Annotated in this window: 16 protein-coding genes; 7 read left to right on the top strand and 9 right to left on the bottom strand. The window is 71.0% G+C overall.

The window, feature by feature from the left end; translation table 11 throughout:
* Positions 1 to 31: 31 nt before the first annotated feature.
* Both ACQEU8_RS13745 and ACQEU8_RS13740 read left to right on the top strand, forming a co-directional pair.
* Positions 32 to 1,162, top strand: a complete 1,131-nt coding sequence (locus ACQEU8_RS13745) for an adenosine deaminase (protein ID WP_433100332.1) — start codon at positions 32 to 34, stop codon at positions 1,160 to 1,162.
* 209 nt (positions 1,163 to 1,371) lie between these two features.
* The gene (locus tag ACQEU8_RS13740) at positions 1,372 to 1,800 is read left to right on the top strand and encodes a hypothetical protein (RefSeq protein ID WP_433100330.1); all 429 of its coding nucleotides are present in this window, start codon (positions 1,372 to 1,374) and stop codon (positions 1,798 to 1,800) included.
* Positions 1,801 to 1,882: 82 nt separating this feature from the next.
* Here the strand turns inward: ACQEU8_RS13740 and ACQEU8_RS13735 are convergent, their stop codons facing one another.
* The 5 genes from ACQEU8_RS13735 to afsQ1 form a co-directional block, all read right to left on the bottom strand.
* Positions 1,883 to 2,086 carry a PspC domain-containing protein gene (locus tag ACQEU8_RS13735; protein ID WP_433100328.1) on the bottom strand — a complete coding sequence of 68 codons (204 nt, stop codon included), beginning with the start codon at positions 2,084 to 2,086 and terminating at the stop codon, positions 1,883 to 1,885.
* A gap of 121 nt (positions 2,087 to 2,207) precedes the next feature.
* A complete protein-coding gene (locus ACQEU8_RS13730; protein WP_433100326.1) occupies positions 2,208 to 2,810 on the bottom strand; it encodes a VanZ family protein in 603 nt (200 codons plus the stop codon).
* A 220-nt stretch (positions 2,811 to 3,030) separates the two neighbouring features.
* Positions 3,031 to 3,654 carry a hypothetical protein gene (locus ACQEU8_RS13725; RefSeq protein ID WP_433100324.1) on the bottom strand — a complete coding sequence of 208 codons (624 nt, stop codon included), beginning with the start codon at positions 3,652 to 3,654 and terminating at the stop codon, positions 3,031 to 3,033.
* Positions 3,651 to 5,312, bottom strand: coding sequence for an ATP-binding protein (locus ACQEU8_RS13720; protein WP_433100322.1), 1,662 nt, complete (start codon positions 5,310 to 5,312; stop codon positions 3,651 to 3,653). Before ACQEU8_RS13720 ends, ACQEU8_RS13725 begins: the two co-directional genes overlap by 4 nt.
* Before the next feature lie 82 nt (positions 5,313 to 5,394).
* A complete protein-coding gene (gene afsQ1 / locus ACQEU8_RS13715) occupies positions 5,395 to 6,072 on the bottom strand; it encodes a two-component system response regulator AfsQ1 (protein WP_433100320.1) in 678 nt (225 codons plus the stop codon).
* Between the two features lie 202 nt (positions 6,073 to 6,274).
* Between afsQ1 and ACQEU8_RS13710 the strand changes: the two genes are divergently transcribed.
* The gene (locus ACQEU8_RS13710; RefSeq protein WP_433100318.1) at positions 6,275 to 7,174 is read left to right on the top strand and encodes a SigE family RNA polymerase sigma factor; all 900 of its coding nucleotides are present in this window, start codon (positions 6,275 to 6,277) and stop codon (positions 7,172 to 7,174) included.
* 141 nt (positions 7,175 to 7,315) lie between these two features.
* Here ACQEU8_RS13710 and ACQEU8_RS13705 read toward each other — a convergent pair whose 3' ends face one another.
* Positions 7,316 to 7,936, bottom strand: a complete 621-nt coding sequence (locus ACQEU8_RS13705; protein ID WP_433102367.1) for a uridine kinase family protein — start codon at positions 7,934 to 7,936, stop codon at positions 7,316 to 7,318.
* Between the two features lie 273 nt (positions 7,937 to 8,209).
* On the opposite strand from ACQEU8_RS13705, the gene ACQEU8_RS13700 reads away from it, so the two are divergent.
* The 3 genes from ACQEU8_RS13700 (at position 8,210) to ACQEU8_RS13690 (ending at position 10,711) form a co-directional block, all read left to right on the top strand.
* On the top strand, positions 8,210 to 9,298 hold the full coding sequence (locus ACQEU8_RS13700) for an S-(hydroxymethyl)mycothiol dehydrogenase (RefSeq protein WP_433100316.1): 1,089 nt from the start codon (positions 8,210 to 8,212) through the stop codon (positions 9,296 to 9,298).
* Positions 9,298 to 9,903: an MBL fold metallo-hydrolase gene (locus ACQEU8_RS13695; RefSeq protein ID WP_433100314.1), complete on the top strand. Its 606-nt coding sequence runs from the start codon at positions 9,298 to 9,300 to the stop codon at positions 9,901 to 9,903. Before ACQEU8_RS13700 ends, ACQEU8_RS13695 begins: the two co-directional genes overlap by 1 nt.
* 97 nt (positions 9,904 to 10,000) lie before the next feature.
* Complete coding sequence (locus ACQEU8_RS13690; protein WP_433100312.1) at positions 10,001 to 10,711, top strand: hypothetical protein; 711 nt, start codon at positions 10,001 to 10,003, stop codon at positions 10,709 to 10,711.
* An 18-nt stretch (positions 10,712 to 10,729) separates the two neighbouring features.
* Here the strand turns inward: ACQEU8_RS13690 and ACQEU8_RS13685 are convergent, their stop codons facing one another.
* The gene (locus ACQEU8_RS13685; protein ID WP_433100310.1) at positions 10,730 to 11,941 is read right to left on the bottom strand and encodes a pyridoxal phosphate-dependent aminotransferase; all 1,212 of its coding nucleotides are present in this window, start codon (positions 11,939 to 11,941) and stop codon (positions 10,730 to 10,732) included.
* Between the two features lie 88 nt (positions 11,942 to 12,029).
* On the opposite strand from ACQEU8_RS13685, the gene ACQEU8_RS13680 reads away from it, so the two are divergent.
* Positions 12,030 to 12,734 carry a winged helix-turn-helix transcriptional regulator gene (locus ACQEU8_RS13680; protein WP_433100308.1) on the top strand — a complete coding sequence of 235 codons (705 nt, stop codon included), beginning with the start codon at positions 12,030 to 12,032 and terminating at the stop codon, positions 12,732 to 12,734.
* A 179-nt stretch (positions 12,735 to 12,913) separates the two neighbouring features.
* On the opposite strand, the gene ACQEU8_RS13675 is transcribed toward ACQEU8_RS13680, so the two are convergent.
* On the bottom strand, positions 12,914 to 13,810 hold the full coding sequence (locus ACQEU8_RS13675) for an aldehyde dehydrogenase family protein (protein WP_433100306.1): 897 nt from the start codon (positions 13,808 to 13,810) through the stop codon (positions 12,914 to 12,916).
* Positions 13,797 to 15,263, bottom strand: a complete 1,467-nt coding sequence (locus tag ACQEU8_RS13670; protein ID WP_433100304.1) for an aldehyde dehydrogenase family protein — start codon at positions 15,261 to 15,263, stop codon at positions 13,797 to 13,799. The genes ACQEU8_RS13675 and ACQEU8_RS13670 overlap by 14 nt, the downstream gene beginning before the upstream one ends.
* Positions 15,264 to 15,266: the final 3 nt, after the last annotated feature.

Raw genomic sequence — 15,266 nt, 5'->3', positions numbered from 1 at the left:
GATCTACGCGCGTAGGAGCTAGAGTGCCGTGATGGCAAGCGAATCCCCGAACACCGTCCCCACCAGGGAGCAGATCCGCCGCGCACCCAAGGTTCTGCTCCACGATCACCTCGACGGCGGGCTGCGCCCCGCGACCATCGTCGAGCTGGCCCGCGAGACCGGCTACGACGCGCTGCCGGAGACGGACGCGGACCGGCTGGAGGTCTGGTTCCGCGAGTCGGCCGACTCCGGGTCCCTTGAGCGCTATCTGGAGACGTTCTCGCACACGGTCGGCGTCATGCAGACCCGCGAAGCGCTCTTCCGTGTCGCCGCCGAGTGCGCCGAGGACCTGGCCGCCGACGGCGTCGTCTACGCCGAGGTCCGCTACGCACCCGAGCAGCACCTGCTCGGCGGGCTGACCCTCGAACAGGTGGTGGAGGCCGTCGACGAGGGCTTCCGCGAGGGCGAGCGCCGTGCGCGTGCCGCCGGGCACCGCGTCCGGATCGGCGCGCTGCTGACCGCCATGCGGCACGCGGCCCGCGCCCTGGAGATCGCCGAGCTGGCCAACCGCTACCGCGATCTGGGCGTCGTCGGCTTCGACATCGCGGGCGCCGAGGCAGGCCACCCGCCCACCCGCCACCTGGACGCGTTCGAGTACCTCAAGCGCGAGAACAACCACTTCACCATCCACGCGGGCGAGGCGTTCGGGCTGCCGTCCATCTGGCAGGCCCTCCAGTGGTGCGGCGCCGACCGGCTCGGCCACGGGGTGCGCATCATCGACGACATCCAGGTCGGCGAGAACGGCGCCGTCAAGCTCGGCCGGCTGGCGTCCTACGTACGGGACAAGCGCATCCCGCTGGAGCTGTGCCCCACCTCCAACCTGCAGACCGGCGCAGCGCCCTCCTACGCCGAGCACCCCATCGGGCTGCTGCGCAAGCTGCACTTCCGGGCGACGGTCAACACCGACAACCGGCTGATGAGCGGCACGAGCATGAGCCACGAGTTCGAGCAGCTCGTGCGGACTTTCGACTACACGCTGGACGACATGCAGTGGTTCACGGTCAATGCGATGAAGTCCGCGTTCATTCCTTTCGATGAACGTCTCGCCATGATCAACGACGTGGTCAAGCCCGGATATGCCGCGCTCAAAGCCGAATGGCTTTTCCGGGAAACATCCCGCTGACCCCCGGTGACCAGCGGTTCAGCCGCCGCCGTACGCCGTGTACGGGGCGGCTGAACCCGCTCCGAATACCGCCGGAAAACACCCCCGGGCGGCGACTTACGGCACCGTCGACGTGTTTGCGACTCCTCGGAATTCCTGGCTACGTTCGCCAAGCTGCTCAAGCCCCCCTTCGGGCTGCTCAAGCCCCCATTCCGAGGACGTAAACACTGATGAAGCAGGTAGCCAAGAAGACCCTGGGTGTCGCCGCGATGAGCGCGGCGGTCGTAGTGTCGGGCGCCGGTGCCGCCTCCGCGCTCCCCGTCGACACGCTCGGTGCCCCTACCGGCGTACTCGGCGGCGAGGCGGTCAAGGCGAGCGGCCGGGCGCTCGGCCCAGCGGTCAAGACCACCGGGAAGGTCGTCGGGGAGCTCCCCCTCGAGGAGACCACCAAGGGCCTTCCCGTCAACGCCTCCAAGCCGGTCGGCGTCGCCCAGGAGGCCCTGGCCGGAACGCTGACCGGCACCCCGCTGGAAGCAGCCACCGACAAGGCGGCCGACCTCCCTCAGAAGACCGTCAAGGGCAAGAGCTCCAAGCCCGGCGGCGGCATGATCGGCGGCCTGCCGCTGGGCAAGGCCCTGCCGGTCGGCGGCTCGCACTGACGGCCGGCTCCCTGACGCACGCCACGGCGGGCGCCCCAACCGGGGCGCCCGCCGTCAGTGTTGCCGCGTGAGTACGGAGTCGTCACCAGGCGGAGCTGTGCTTGCGGCTCTCGTCAGGGAGCAGGATCCACAGCGCGATGTAGAGCAGGAACTGTGGTCCGGGCAGCAGGCACGAGGCGACGAAGAGCACCCGCATCGTGGTGGGTGTGGTGCCGAACCGACGGGCGAGCGCGGCGCACACGCCGCCGATCATCCGGCCTTCGGTGGGGCGGGCAAGTGCGGTCATGAGGACTGCTCCTTCTTCCCCGGCTGACACCGGGAGGTACTCCCGGTCCGGTCACTGGGGTACGGCTGTCGTTGCTGTACCGCCTTCGACGGTAGACCGGACTTACGGGGCGTACCTCGCCTTAGGGTGCCATTCCGACCCTGGTTGCTCTCGGGGTCGAACCCTGAGCCTTCTCCTCCCGCAGCCGGAGACCGGCCCGGGGCGAAGCGGAACCTGACCGCTGCCGGCGGTCCTCCAGCCGGTCGCCGTGCCCCCCGTCCCGGTGCCGCAGCCAGCGGCGCAGCAGCGGGAAGACCAGCCCGGCGGAGAGCGCCACTCCCGTGGTGTTCAGCAGCACCGAATCGACGTCGGCGACATGCCCCGGCACCCCCGTCTGCGCCAGGGCGAGCACGACCGACACCATCGCCCCCGCGAAGACGGTGCTCGCCACGGTGCCCGGCAGCCGCCGGTGCAGTCGCCCGGTGGCCAGCGGCAACAGCACCCCGAACGGCGCCAGCAGCAGCAGTCCCCCGCCGATCCCCTCCAGCGCGGCCCGCGGTCCGTCGGCCAGATCGGTGCGGATGGTGGCCAGCGGGTGCAGGTTGGCCGGTGCCACCCAGGGCACCGCCAGCGGGCGCAGCGTCAGCCAGCCGACGAAACACAAATGGGCCGCCAGCAGGAGGAGTCCCGCGAGGCGGATTCGGGAGGCGGGGGAGGTCGGGCCGCCGGAGCCTAGGCGCTGCACGTCTCAAAAGACGCCCGGGCGCTCCGCTGTGGTTCCGGCACCTTGTTCTGAGCGGGTCAGGGGTATGTCACACGCGTGTTCCGTGTCGGGGTTCGGGGACCGCCGTTGCGGTGGGGGTTGTCGCCCCCGCTGCGAGTGCGCTGTGGCTGGTCGCGCAGTTCCCCGCGCCCCTTCGGGGCGCGCCCCCCGGTCCCTGTGCGCCCCTTCGAAGCGCCCGCCCCTACAAGTGAGTGCCTGCTGATTCGGCGGACTGGGGGTGGGTGCGTAGGGCGGGGCCGCATTCGTAGCGTCGTACTTGGGGCTTCTTTCCGCTGTCGGTCTCGGGGGGTCCGCCGAGGACCACACCGCCCTCGGCGTCGGCCGCCGAGGTGTCCGCGTAGGTGCACACGATCTGGGCCAGCGCGTACGGCGGCAGCTCGTCCAGTGGCTCGCTCAGCCGCAGCGCCTCGTCCGGGTCGTCGTCCGTGCCGCTGTTGATCGTCAACTCCCGGGGCACGGCTGTCTCGAAGCCCGCCGTGTCCTCCACGGCGCGCGGCTGCTGCTTCAGCTCGTCCAGCAGCTTGCGGGCCACCGGCAGCCGCTCGGCGGAGGAGCGTCCGCCGGGCATCCGCACCTCCCGCTCGACGGGCGAGACGCGCGAACCGCACACCAGATAGACGCGGATGACGGATGCTGTGTCGCCGCCGTCCGGGCCCTTATGGTCGTTCGGCAGCACACAGCCCACCCGGGAGGGCGCAGCGCCGGCGTCCACCGGTACGGACGTGGCGCGGATGCCGCACCCGGAGAGCATGGCGAGGGCGGCGAGGACGCACAGCAGAGCCGGCGCGGTGGCACGGCGGATCATCGGTCGTCCTCCGTCTCCGGTCCCTCGGCACCGTTGTCGCCCCGGTTCAGGCCGCTGTCACCGGCACCCTCCGCTGGCCCCGCGCCCCTCTCGGCTGTTTCGCCGCTGTCACCGTTCTCACCGTTCTCGCGCTCCTCGGCGACCCGGCGGGCGTCCCGGGGCAGCCGCAGGGTGAAGACCGCGCCGCCCTCGCCCTCGGGTGCGTTGTGCGCGGTGATCTCGCCGCCGTGGATGTGGGCGTTCTCCAGCGCGATGGACAGCCCGAGACCACTGCCCTCGGAACGCGGCCGGGACGCGCTGGCCTTGTAGAAGCGGTCGAAGACATGGGGCAGCACGTCCTCGGGGATACCGGGGCCCTGGTCGGCGACCTCGATCACCAACTCGTCGCCCTCGTCACCGTTGTCGCCCTCGGTCCGTACCGACACCCGCACCGGGGAGCCGCCGTGCTTGAGGGCGTTGCCGATGAGGTTGGCGAGGATGACATCGAGGCGGCGCGGGTCGAGCCGGGCCATGATCCCGCGGTCGGCGTCCAGTTGCACCGCGTCCAGCCAGGCACGGGCGTCGATGCAGGCGGTCACCTGGTCCGCCACGTCCACATCGTCCAGCACCAGCTTGGCCGTTCCCGCGTCGAAGCGGGTGACCTCCATCAGGTTCTCCACGAGGTCGTTGAGCCGCCGGGTCTCGCTCACCACCAGCTGTACGGCGGGCGCGATCATCGGGTCGAGGTTGTCCTGCTCCTCCTCCAGCACCTCGGTGACCGCGGAGATCGCCGTCATCGGCGTACGCAGCTCGTGCGACATGTCGGCGACGAAGCGCCTGCTGGACGCCTCCCGGGCGCTCAGTTCGGCGACGCGCTGCTCCAGGGAGGCGGCCGCGTCGTTGAACGTACGGGACAGCTCGGCCAGCTCGTCCGTGCCCGAGACCCGCAGCCGGGTCTCCAGCTTGCCCTCGCCCAGCCTGCGTGCCGCCTCGCCCAGCCGCCGTACGGGCCGCAGCACGGTCGTCGCGGCGGCCTGCGCCAGCAGCATGGCGCCGATCAGCGCCAGCGCGGTGGCGATCCCCAGCGACCAGGCCAGCGAGTTGAGATCGTCACGCTCGGGCGCCAGGGACTTGAGCAGATAGCCGGTCGGTGTCGGCTCTTTGCCGATCACTTTCGCGCCGCCGACCAGATACGGGTCGCCGTCCAGCGTGATCCGCTGCCAGTACAGGTGGTACGGGTGCTTGTTCTTCTTGTCGACGGGGCGCTTCTTGGCGACGGCGCTGCGCAGCCGCTCGGGGACGTCCTGGAGGGTGAAGTCGTCCTCGTTGGAGGCAGCGGCGCACTTCTTGCTGTCCTCCGTCCGGTCGATGAGCAGCACCTGGTAGTTCTGCGAGCTGCGGGCCATCTTGGCGGCGGCCTCGCGCAGTTCCTGGCAGCTGACCTTGCGGGGGAGGTTGCCCGCGTTGTCCTCCATCGCCTTGCGGAAGTCGTTCAGGGCCGCGTTCTGGGCGCGGGTGAGGACCGCGTCGCGGTTGAGCCAGTAGGCGATGCCGGACGCGGAGACGGCGGCGGTGAGCGCCACCAGCGCGAAGACGACGACCAGCCGCAGCCGCAGGGTCGGCAGCATCCCGGCGAGCCGGGTACGCAGGCGTTCGCCGAGGGAGGAGGCGTCGGTCACTCGCCGGTCCCGTTCGCCGTCCGCGCCGTACCCGGCATCGTCGCCGTACGCGTCAACACTGCTGTTCCGTTCGTGCGTCGGGTCACTGTGGGGCGTCCAGCCGGTAGCCGACGCCGCGCACCGTGCGGATCAGGGTGGGAGAGGAGGGCACGTCCTCGACCTTGGCGCGCAGCCGCTGCACACAGGCGTCGACCAGCCGCGAGTCGCCCAGGTAGTCGTGCTCCCACACCAGCCGGAGCAGCTGCTGGCGGGAGAGGGCCTGACCGGGCCGCCTGCTCAGCTCCAGCAGCAACCGCAGCTCGGTCGGGGTGAGTTGCAGGTCCTCGCCGTTCTTGGTGACCGTCATCGCCGAGCGGTCGATCACCAGCGAGCCGAACGTCGCCGAGTCGTTGGACTCGCGCTCGCCGCGCCGCATCACGGCGCGGATACGCGCGTCCAGCACCCGGCCCTGCACGGGCTTGACGACGTAGTCGTCCGCTCCCGACTCCAGGCCGACCACGACGTCGATATCGTCGCTGCGCGCCGTCAGCAGGATGATCGGCAGCTGGTCGGTGCGGCGGATGCGCCGGCACACCTCGAAGCCGTCGATGCCCGGCAGCATGACGTCCAGCACGATCAGGTCGGGGCGCTGTTCGCGCAGCAGTTTCAGGCCGTCCTCGCCGGTCGCGGCGGTCACCACACGGTGCCCCTGGCGGGTCAGACCCATCTCCAGGGCAGTACGGACAGCGTCATCGTCCTCGATCAGCAACAGGAAAGGCACGCGCGCCATTCTGGCCCATGGCACCCCCATACTTCGACCGGCGGTCGCCGCCGGGCATCGACACGCCCGCCGGCCTGCGTGTTGTGGGGCCCGTCGACCCTTGTGACACCGCTGTGACAGACGAGGGACCTGGCCATGAAATCGGAGCGGCAGTGTGTACGACGTCAAGCAAGCGACGGGTTCTGCTCCGAGGGGGCGCGAGATGAACACACTGCACGGAACCAATACGAGCGCAGTCCTTCACACGCGTCTGCACGTCCCTTCGGTTCCGGCTTCCCAGAGGTCCGCCGACAAGTCCGGTGTCGAGGGGGCAACCGCCCTGCTCGAGCGGAGCCGGGAGCTCGGGGGAGCGCGGGGGTGCGCTCGCGGCACCGGTCGGATGCGTCCGCGGACCGTTTTCGGGCCCGCGGTCGAGGGGCTGAGGGGGAAGGCCCCTGGGGGGAAGACGGGGGAAGAGGGGGACACGGGGGAGAACGGGAGTCGGGGGGACTCCCGGGATAGTGGCGAGTACAGGGAGGCCGCCGTTCTGGGCACGGCCGGGACAAGCGCGGGGGGCGCCGCCTCGGACGTGGACGCGGACGCGGAAGCGGCGTTCACCGCGTACGTACGCGAACGCCGGGCCTCCCTGTACGCCACCGCCTACCACCTGACCGGCGACCGGTACGAGGCCGAGGACCTGCTGCAGAGCGCCCTCTTCTCCACGTACCGGGCCTGGGGCCGGATCAGCGACAAGGCAGCCGTCGGCGGCTACCTGCGCCGCACCATGACCAATCTGCACATCAGCGCCTGGCGCCGCCGGAAGCTGAACGAGTACCCGACCGAGGAACTGCCCGAGACGGCCGGCGAGCAGGACGCCATGCGGGGCACCGAGTTGCGCACCGTGCTGTGGCAGGCCCTGGCGCGACTGCCCGAACTCCAGCGCACCATGCTGGTGCTGCGCTACTACGAGGGCCGGACCGACCCGGAGATCGCGGACATACTGGACATCAGCGTCGGCACGGTGAAGAGCAGCATCTGGCGCTCACTGCGCCGCCTCCGCGACGACGAGGTGCTCAGCTTCGGCCGCGACCAGGAAGAGAGCTTCGACGAACTGGTCGCCTGAGCGCGGCCGGCTGAGACGATCGCCTGACCCCGCGGGGACACGGGGCACAGGCGATACGGGGGAAAGGGAAGAGGGGAAACAAGGGGGAACACGGGGAACACCGGGGGGACAGGGAGAGCGGTTCCGGCCGAGGCGCAAGCCTCAGCCGGAACCGCTCTTTTCCTGCGCTGCCGTGCGGGGCGCGACGCTGCGCGCGGTCGCGTGCAGCCGGGCTATCCGGGCTGTCGCCTCCGGGTGGGCACAGGCGTGGGCGCCGAGCGACTGATGGCGCGCGACGATGGCGGGCTCCGTGCGCAACAGGCGCCAACCCCGGGTCAGAAGCACCGGGAGCGGTTTGCGGGACTCGCGGATGTCGCGCAGGAGCCGGCGGCGGAACGTCGTCGTGGGGCGGCCGCGCAGACAGATGGCGTCGGCGAGCAGACCGAGCGCTGAGCAGCGCGCGGTGATGTCCGCGGCGAAGATGCCCTCCGCGATGAAGAGCGGGGAGTCGGCGAGTTCCAGCCGCTCCGCGCCGGTACGGGCGCTGGCGGAGATGTCGTACAGCGGAACCGTCGCGGCGCCCTCGCGGCAGAGCCGGGTGATGGCGCGTACGGCGGCGTCGGCGTCCCAGGACAGCGGCGAGTCCCAGTCGACCTCGGCTCCGACGTGGGGGAGCGTCGGGTCGTCGCCCTCCTTGTAGAAGTCGTCCAGGCGGAGGACGGGGAGGCCGCTGTCGGCGGCCAGCCGGGTCTTGCCGGAGCCGGAGGGCCCCGTGAGCAGGATGACCCGGGCGGGGACCCCTGCCGTGGAGGCCGGGGTGGGGGCCGGGAGCGCGGGGGTCGCTCTCCCGGATACGTCACATGCGTCGCGTGAGTCGGTCACGGGCAACCATTGTCCGCCATGCACCGGGTGGATTCGAAGCCACGTGCGACGGAAGCCGAAGGGGAGCGGCGGAAAATCGTTCGCGCCGAGCCGTGTTCGCCCCTCCCGGAATCCGCCTCCGGCCAGCGAGAATGGCGCCCCACAGCACCCGATGGAAGAGGGAGGCCCTCACGTATGGCTCAGGAAGTACGCGGGGTCGTCGCGCCGGGCAGGAACGAGGCGGTGCGGGTCGAGACAATCGTCGTTCCCGACCCGGGCCCCGGCGAGGCAGTCGTTCAGGTGCAGGCGTGCGGCGTATGCCACACGGACCTGCACTACAAGCAGGGCGGGATCAGTGACGACTACCCCTTCCTCCTCGGGCACGAGGCGGCGGGCGTCGTGGAGGCGGTCGGCGACGGCGTGACGGACGTCGAGCCGGGCGACTTCGTGATCCTCAACTGGCGGGCGGTGTGCGGACAGTGCCGGGCCTGCAAGCGCGGCCGGCCGTGGTACTGCTTCGACACCCACAACGCCGAGCAGAAGATGACCCTCAAGAGTGACGGGCGCGCGCTGGAGCCCGCGCTGGGCATCGGTGCCTTCGTCGAGAAGACGCTGGTCGCCGCCGGGCAGTGCACCAAGGTCGATCCGGCGGTCTCGCCCGCCGTGGCCGGGCTGCTGGGCTGCGGCGTGATGGCCGGGATCGGTGCGGCGATCAACACCGGGCAGGTGACCCGCGGGGACACCGTCGCGGTCATCGGCTGCGGCGGGGTGGGGGACGCCGCCATCGCGGGGGCGCGGCTCGCGGGCGCGGCGAAGATCATCGCCGTGGACATCGACGACCGCAAGCTCACCACCGCGGAGAAGATCGGCGCCACCCACATCGTCAACTCCGCCACCGCGGACCCGGTCGCCGCCATCCGCGAGCTGACCGGCGGCTTCGGCGCGGATGTCGTCATCGAGGCGGTCGGCCGTCCCGAGACGTACGAGCAGGCGTTCTACGCCCGTGATCTGGCGGGCACCGTCGTCCTCGTCGGCGTACCGACACCGGAGATGAAGCTGGAGCTGCCGCTGCTCGACGTCTTCGGACGGGGTGGTGCGCTCAAATCCTCCTGGTACGGCGACTGTCTGCCGTCCCGGGACTTCCCCATGCTGATCGATCTGCATCAGCAGGGGCGGCTGGACCTCGGCGCTTTCGTGACCGAGACCATCGCGGTGGACGAGGTCGAGAAGGCGTTCGAGCGGATGCACGGCGGCGACGTACTGCGTTCGGTGGTGGTCTTCTGATGGCGGCCCGTATCGATCACCTTGTCACCAGCGGGGAGTTCCGCCTCGACGGCGAGACGCACCAGGTGGACAACAATGTGTGGATCGTCGGCGACGACGCGGAAGCCGTCGTCATCGACGCCGCGCACGATGCCGACGCCATCGCGGCGGCGGTGGGAGAGCGGACGCTGCGGGCGATCGTGTGCACCCACGCGCACAACGATCACATCGACGCCGCGCCCGCCCTCGCGGACCGGACGGGCGCACCGATCCTGCTGCACCCGGACGATCTGCCGCTGTGGAAGATGACCCACCCGGATCGGGCACCTGACGGTGAACTCGCGGACGGCCAAGTGGTGTCGGTGGCGGGCACCGACCTGACCGTCCTGCACACCCCGGGCCACGCGCCCGGCGCCGTGTGCCTGTACGCCCCGACCCTGGGCACCGTCTTCACCGGCGACACCCTCTTCCAGGGCGGCCCCGGCGCCACCGGCCGCTCCTTCTCCGACCACCCGACGATCGTCCGCTCCATCAAGGAACGGCTGCTGACGCTGCCGCTGGAGACGGTGGTGCGGACGGGGCATGGGGACAGCACGACGGTGGGGGAGGAGACGGCGAACGTCTGAGGACCGCTCCCCGGCCGGGGCTTCCCGGCCTGGGCTTCCCGGCCGGGGAGCGGACGTCAGTACGATGGCCCCCTTTCGTCGAAGGAGGCATCGTCACGTGCAGGGCAACACCGTCCACACCCCCGGCCGGCCCGAAGACCTGCCGCGCCCCGAACGACTGTGGCAGTACGGGGTGTTGGGTACGCTGGTCGCCGCGGCGACGGGAGAGCCGTGCGCCGAGCGTTTCGAGTACCCGTGGTGGGTGTTCCGGGAGCCGGACGAGCTCGGCTGGGACGACTCGGGCGGCCAGTGGTGGATACTCCGGCCGCTGCCCGAGGGCCGCGCCGTCCTCTTCGGCGTCGACCACGAACTCAGCGACACCCGCAACCCCTACGCCCCGCCCACGGACCTCTTCGACGGCGCTCCCGACTGGCTGCCGCTCGCGGAACTCCAGGACATGGACGACATGCTCGGGTACCTCTACTGGTGGGACGGTGCGGGATGGCACCGCGCCCCGTACCCGGAGGGCTTGAAGGACGACGGCCTTGAGACGACCGTCGGCAAGTTCATCACCGAGGAACTGGCCGTCGACGAGGCGGCGTGCACTTTCACGGAGGGCCTCGGGCCGGTCGAAGCCACTCTGCCCGTAACACGCGGGCTGCTCGGCCTGGTCGAGCAGCGCGGGGTGACGGAGGCGGCGGTACGGGAACTGCTCGATGCCCTGCCGACGAGCGAGGACGACGAGGGCGAGATCGAGCCGCCCGAGGGCGGCTGGGACCTCGCCGCGCTGCTCGATGTCGCGCACCGGGCGCGCGTCACCCCTGCCTGAGCCGGGCGCGGGCCGGGCTCACTGCCGGTAGCCCTCCAGGAAGCGGCCGATGCGGGAGATCGCGGCGTCCAGGTCGTCCGCGCGGGGCAGCGTGAGGACGCGGAAGTGGTCGGGGTGGGCCCAGTTGAAGCCGGTGCCCTGGACGACCTGGATCTTCTCGCGCAGCAGCAGGTCGAGGACGAAGCGTTCGTCGTCGTAGATCTTGTGCACCTCGGGGTCCAGCCGGGGGAACGCGTACAGCGCGCCCTTCGGTTTGACGCAGCTGACGCCGGGGATCTCGTTCAGCTTCCGCCAGGCCACGTCGCGCTGTTCGTGCAGCCGGCCGCCGGGCAGCACCAGGCCCTCGATGGACTGGCGGCCGCCGAGTGCGGCCTGGATGGCGTGCTGGGCCGGGGCGTTGGGGCACAGCCGCATGGAGGCGAGCATGCCCAGGCCCTCCAGATAGTCGCGGGCGTGCTGCTTGGGCCCGGAGACCAGCAGCCAGCCGGAGCGGAAGCCCGCCACCCGGTAGGACTTGGACAGTCCGCTGAAGGTGAGGCAGACCAGGTCGGGGGCCAGCGCCCCCACGTGGTGGTGGACGGCGCCGTCGTAGAGGATCTTGTCGTAGATCTCGTCGGAGAAGACCATCAGCCCGTTGCGGCGGGCCAGGTCGAGAATGCCCTCCAGCAGCTCGCGCGGGTAGACGGCGCCGGTGGGGTTGTTGGGGCTGATGATGACGACGGCCTTGGTACGGGACGTGATCTTCGCCGCCATGTCGTCCAGGTCGGGCAGCCACTCCGCCTGCTCGTCGCAGACGTAGTGCACGGCCTTGCCGCCCGCCATCGTCGTCACGGCCGTCCACAGCGGGAAGTCCGGGGCCGGGATGAGGATTTCGTCGCCGTCCTCGACCAGCGCCTGTACGGCCATCGAGACGAGCTCCGAGACGCCGTTGCCCAGGTAGATGTCGTCCACGTCGGCCTCGGGGAAGCCGCGCTGCTGGTAGTGCTGGGCGACGGCGCGGCGGGCCGGGAGGATGCCGCGCGACTCGGTGTAGCCGTGCGCCTGGGGGAGCATCCGCACCATGTCCTGGATGATCTCCTCCGGCGCCTCGAAACCGAACAGCGCGGGGTTGCCCGTGTTCAGCCGCAGCACGCTGTGACCGGCCTCCTCCAGCGCGTCGGCCTGCTCGATCACCGGGCCGCGGATCTCGTAACAGACCTCGCTGAGCTTGTTCGACTGCCGGAACTCCATGCTGCCCCGCCCTCCTGGTCCACATTTGGCTACTTGGTTCTACCAAGCCCGGGCTTGGAAAGTCCAACTACTTGTCTAGACTGAGCGCATGCCGAGTCAGCGTCACGCGAGTACGACCAGCCAGGGGCGGCCCCGCCGCAGTTACGACCAGTTCTGCGCCACGGCGCGCGCCCTCGACTCCGTGGGGGACCGCTGGACCCTGCTCATCGTCCGCGAACTCCTCGCCGGGCCCCGCCGTTACACCGATCTGCACGCCGACCTGCCCGGCGTCAGCACCGACGTACTGGCCGCGCGGCTCAAGCACATGGAGGGCGAGGGGCTGGCCGAACGGCGCCGCCAGCCGCGGCCCGCCTCCGGCTACGTCTACGAACTGACCGAGCGGGGCCGCGCGCTGCTGCCCGTACTGACCGCGCTGGCCTCCTGGGGCGCCCCCGCGCTGGGCAAGCCCCGCGCCACCGACGCGGTACGCGCCCACTGGTGGGCCCTGCCGCTGCGGGACGTCGTGCGGCGGGCGGTCGGGGAGGAAGTGGCCGCCCTCATCGATGTCGTACTGCCCGAGGGCGCCTTCCACCTGCGGCTGGACGACACCGAGGACGGCCGCCCGCTGTACGGCGAGGGTCCGGCACCGGAGGGCGCCGAAGCGCGGCTGGAACTGGACGCCGAGGCGTGCGTCGCGCTCGCGGACGGCTCACTGACCTTGGCGGACGGCATCCGGGCCGGGACGGTGCGGGTGGGCTCCCTGCAAGGAGAGCGGGAGGTGGCGTTGGCGCGGGCGCTGGGTGCGGGCGATTGATCTTGCGTACCCAGCAATGGGGGCTGCGCTTGCCAGCCCTGCGCCTCTGGCGCAGACCTCCCAAGCGCAGCGGGGGGGGCCGCGCCCCGTCAGGGGGCGCGGGGAACTGCGCGACAAGCCACAACCAACCCGCAGTCCGCCCGCGTCGGACAGGCTCACCCCCTCACCGGAACGACCGCTCAGGCCCCGATCGGATGCCAGACCGTCTTCGTCTCCAGGAACGCCGTCATCCGCTCAAGCCCCGGCTCGGCGGCCCAGTCGGCGTCGGCATCGGGCCGCAATACCCGCTTCAGGTTCTCCGCGGCGGCGCCCTCCAACTCGACGGCCAACTCCCCATCGGCCCCCGCCAAATCGATCGCGTTCACATCCTGGTGCGCGGCCAGCGGGCGGGCGATCTCCGCGGTGTCGCCGGACAGCACATTGACGACGCCGCCGGGCAGATCCGAGGTCGCCAGCACCTCCGCGAGGGACAGCGCGGGCAGCGGCGCGGTGCGCGAGGTGACGACGACCGCCGTGTTGCCGGTGACGATCACCGGCGCCAGTACGGATACCAGACCCAGCAGCGACGACTCCTGCGGGGCCAGCGCCGCCACCACGCCCGTCGGCTCGGGGGTCGACAGATTGAAGAACGGCCCCGCGACCGGGTTGCCGCCGCCCACCACCTGGGCCACCTTGTCGGACCAGCCCGCGTACCAGACCCAGCGGTCGATCGCCGCGTCGGTCTGCGCCTGGGCCTTCGCCTTCGACAGCCCCTCGGCCGCCGCCACCTCGGCGGCGAACTGCTCGCGGCGGCCCTCCAGCATCTCCGCGATCCGGTAGAGGATCTGCCCCCGGTTGTAGGCCGTCGCGCCCGACCAGCCGCCGAACGCCTTACGGGCCGCGACGACCGCGTCCCGCGCGTCCTTGCGGGAGGCGAGCGGGGCATTGGCCAGCCACTGGGCTTTCGCGTCGGTCACCTCGTACACCCTGCCGCTCTCGCTGCGGGGGAACTTCCCCCCGACGTACAGCTTGTAGGTCTTCAGTACGGACAGCCGTGCGGCCCGTGCCGGGGATGTACGTGCCTCAGGCGTGCTCAAGGTAAGCCTCCAGACCGTGCCTGCCACCCTCGCGGCCGTAACCGGACTCCTTGTAGCCGCCGAACGGCGAGGTCGGATCGAACTTGTTGAACGTGTTGGCCCACACCACGCCGGCGCGCAGCTGGTTGGCCAGCTTCAGAATCCGCGAGCCCTTCTCCGTCCAGATGCCGGCGGAGAGGCCGTAGGGCGTGTTGTTGGCCTTCGCGACCGCCTCGTCGGGCGTACGGAAAGTGAGCACCGACAGCACCGGGCCGAAGATCTCCTCGCGGGCGATCCGATGGGCCTGGCTGACGCCCGTGAAGACGGTCGGCGCGAACCAGTAGCCCTCGCCGGGCAGCTCGCACGGCGGCGACCAGCGCTCGGCGCCCTCCGCCTCGCCCGCCTCGGCCAGTTCGGTGATCCGGGCCAGCTGCTCGGCGGAGTTGATGGCGCCCACATCGGTGTTCTTGTCCAGCGGATCGCCGACCCGCAGCGTGCTCAGCCGCCGCTTGAGCGCGTCCAGCACTTCCTCCTGCACCGACTCCTGCACCAGCAGCCGGGAGCCCGCGCAGCACACCTGCCCCTGGTTGAAGAAGATGCCGCCGACGATGCCCTCCACAGCCTGGTCGAGCGGCGCGTCCTCGAACACGATGTTCGCGCCCTTCCCGCCCAGCTCCAGAGTCAGCCGCTTCTGAGTCCCGGCGACGGTCCGCGCGATCTCCTTACCCACGGCGGTCGACCCGGTGAAGGCCACCTTGTTCACATCCGGGTGCCCCACCAGCGCCGCGCCCGTCGCACCGTCGCCCGTGACGATGTTGACGACACCCTTGGGCAGCCCCGCCTGCCGGCAGATGTCCGCGAAGAACAGCGCCGAGAGCGGCGTCGTCTCGGCGGGCTTGAGCACCACCGTGTTGCCGGTGGCCAGCGCCGGGGCGACCTTCCAGGCGAGCATCAGCAGCGGGAAGTTCCACGGGATGACCTGCGCGGCGACCCCCAGCGGACGCGGATCGGGCCCGCACCCGGCGTACGAGAGCTTGTCGGCCCACCCCGCGTAGTAGAAGAAGTGCGCCGCCACCAGCGGCAGATCGGCGTCCCGCGTCTCCCGGATCGGCTTGCCGTTGTCCAGCGTCTCCAGCACCGCCAGCTCGCGGGACCGCTCCTGGACAATACGTGCGATCCGGAACAGATACTTCGCCCGCTCGGCACCCGGCAGCGCCGACCACGGCCCGAAGGCAGCACGTGCCGCGCGCACCGCCGCATCGACATCGTCCCCGTCGCCGTACGCGACCTCGGACAGCACCTCTTCACTGGCGGGCGCCAGCGTCTTGAACACCCGGCCCGAGGCGGCCTCGCGGAACTCACCGTCGATGAACAACCCGTACGACGGTGCGATGTCGACAACGGCGCGGGACTCGGGCGCGGGCGCATAGGCGAACAACTTCGACTCCGCCGACTTGGACGGCTGGTCGTTCATGGC

The organism is Streptomyces sp. CA-250714, assembly GCF_050936705.1.
Classification (GTDB): Bacteria; Actinomycetota; Actinomycetes; order Streptomycetales; family Streptomycetaceae; genus Streptomyces.
This window is presented reverse-complemented; position numbering and strand designations above follow the sequence as displayed.

Coding starts and splice junctions, on each gene's coding strand:
- ACQEU8_RS13710 (WP_433100318.1), top strand. CDS start 6,275: ATGAACACACTGCACGGAACCAATACGAGCGCAGTCCTTCACACGCGT.
- ACQEU8_RS13670 (WP_433100304.1), bottom strand. CDS start 15,263: ATGAACGACCAGCCGTCCAAGTCGGCGGAGTCGAAGTTGTTCGCCTAT.
- ACQEU8_RS13740 (WP_433100330.1), top strand. CDS start 1,372: ATGAAGCAGGTAGCCAAGAAGACCCTGGGTGTCGCCGCGATGAGCGCG.
- ACQEU8_RS13745 (WP_433100332.1), top strand. CDS start 32: ATGGCAAGCGAATCCCCGAACACCGTCCCCACCAGGGAGCAGATCCGC.
- ACQEU8_RS13680 (WP_433100308.1), top strand. CDS start 12,030: ATGCCGAGTCAGCGTCACGCGAGTACGACCAGCCAGGGGCGGCCCCGC.
- ACQEU8_RS13695 (WP_433100314.1), top strand. CDS start 9,298: ATGGCGGCCCGTATCGATCACCTTGTCACCAGCGGGGAGTTCCGCCTC.
- ACQEU8_RS13685 (WP_433100310.1), bottom strand. CDS start 11,941: ATGGAGTTCCGGCAGTCGAACAAGCTCAGCGAGGTCTGTTACGAGATC.
- ACQEU8_RS13725 (WP_433100324.1), bottom strand. CDS start 3,654: ATGATCCGCCGTGCCACCGCGCCGGCTCTGCTGTGCGTCCTCGCCGCC.
- ACQEU8_RS13735 (WP_433100328.1), bottom strand. CDS start 2,086: ATGACCGCACTTGCCCGCCCCACCGAAGGCCGGATGATCGGCGGCGTG.
- ACQEU8_RS13700 (WP_433100316.1), top strand. CDS start 8,210: ATGGCTCAGGAAGTACGCGGGGTCGTCGCGCCGGGCAGGAACGAGGCG.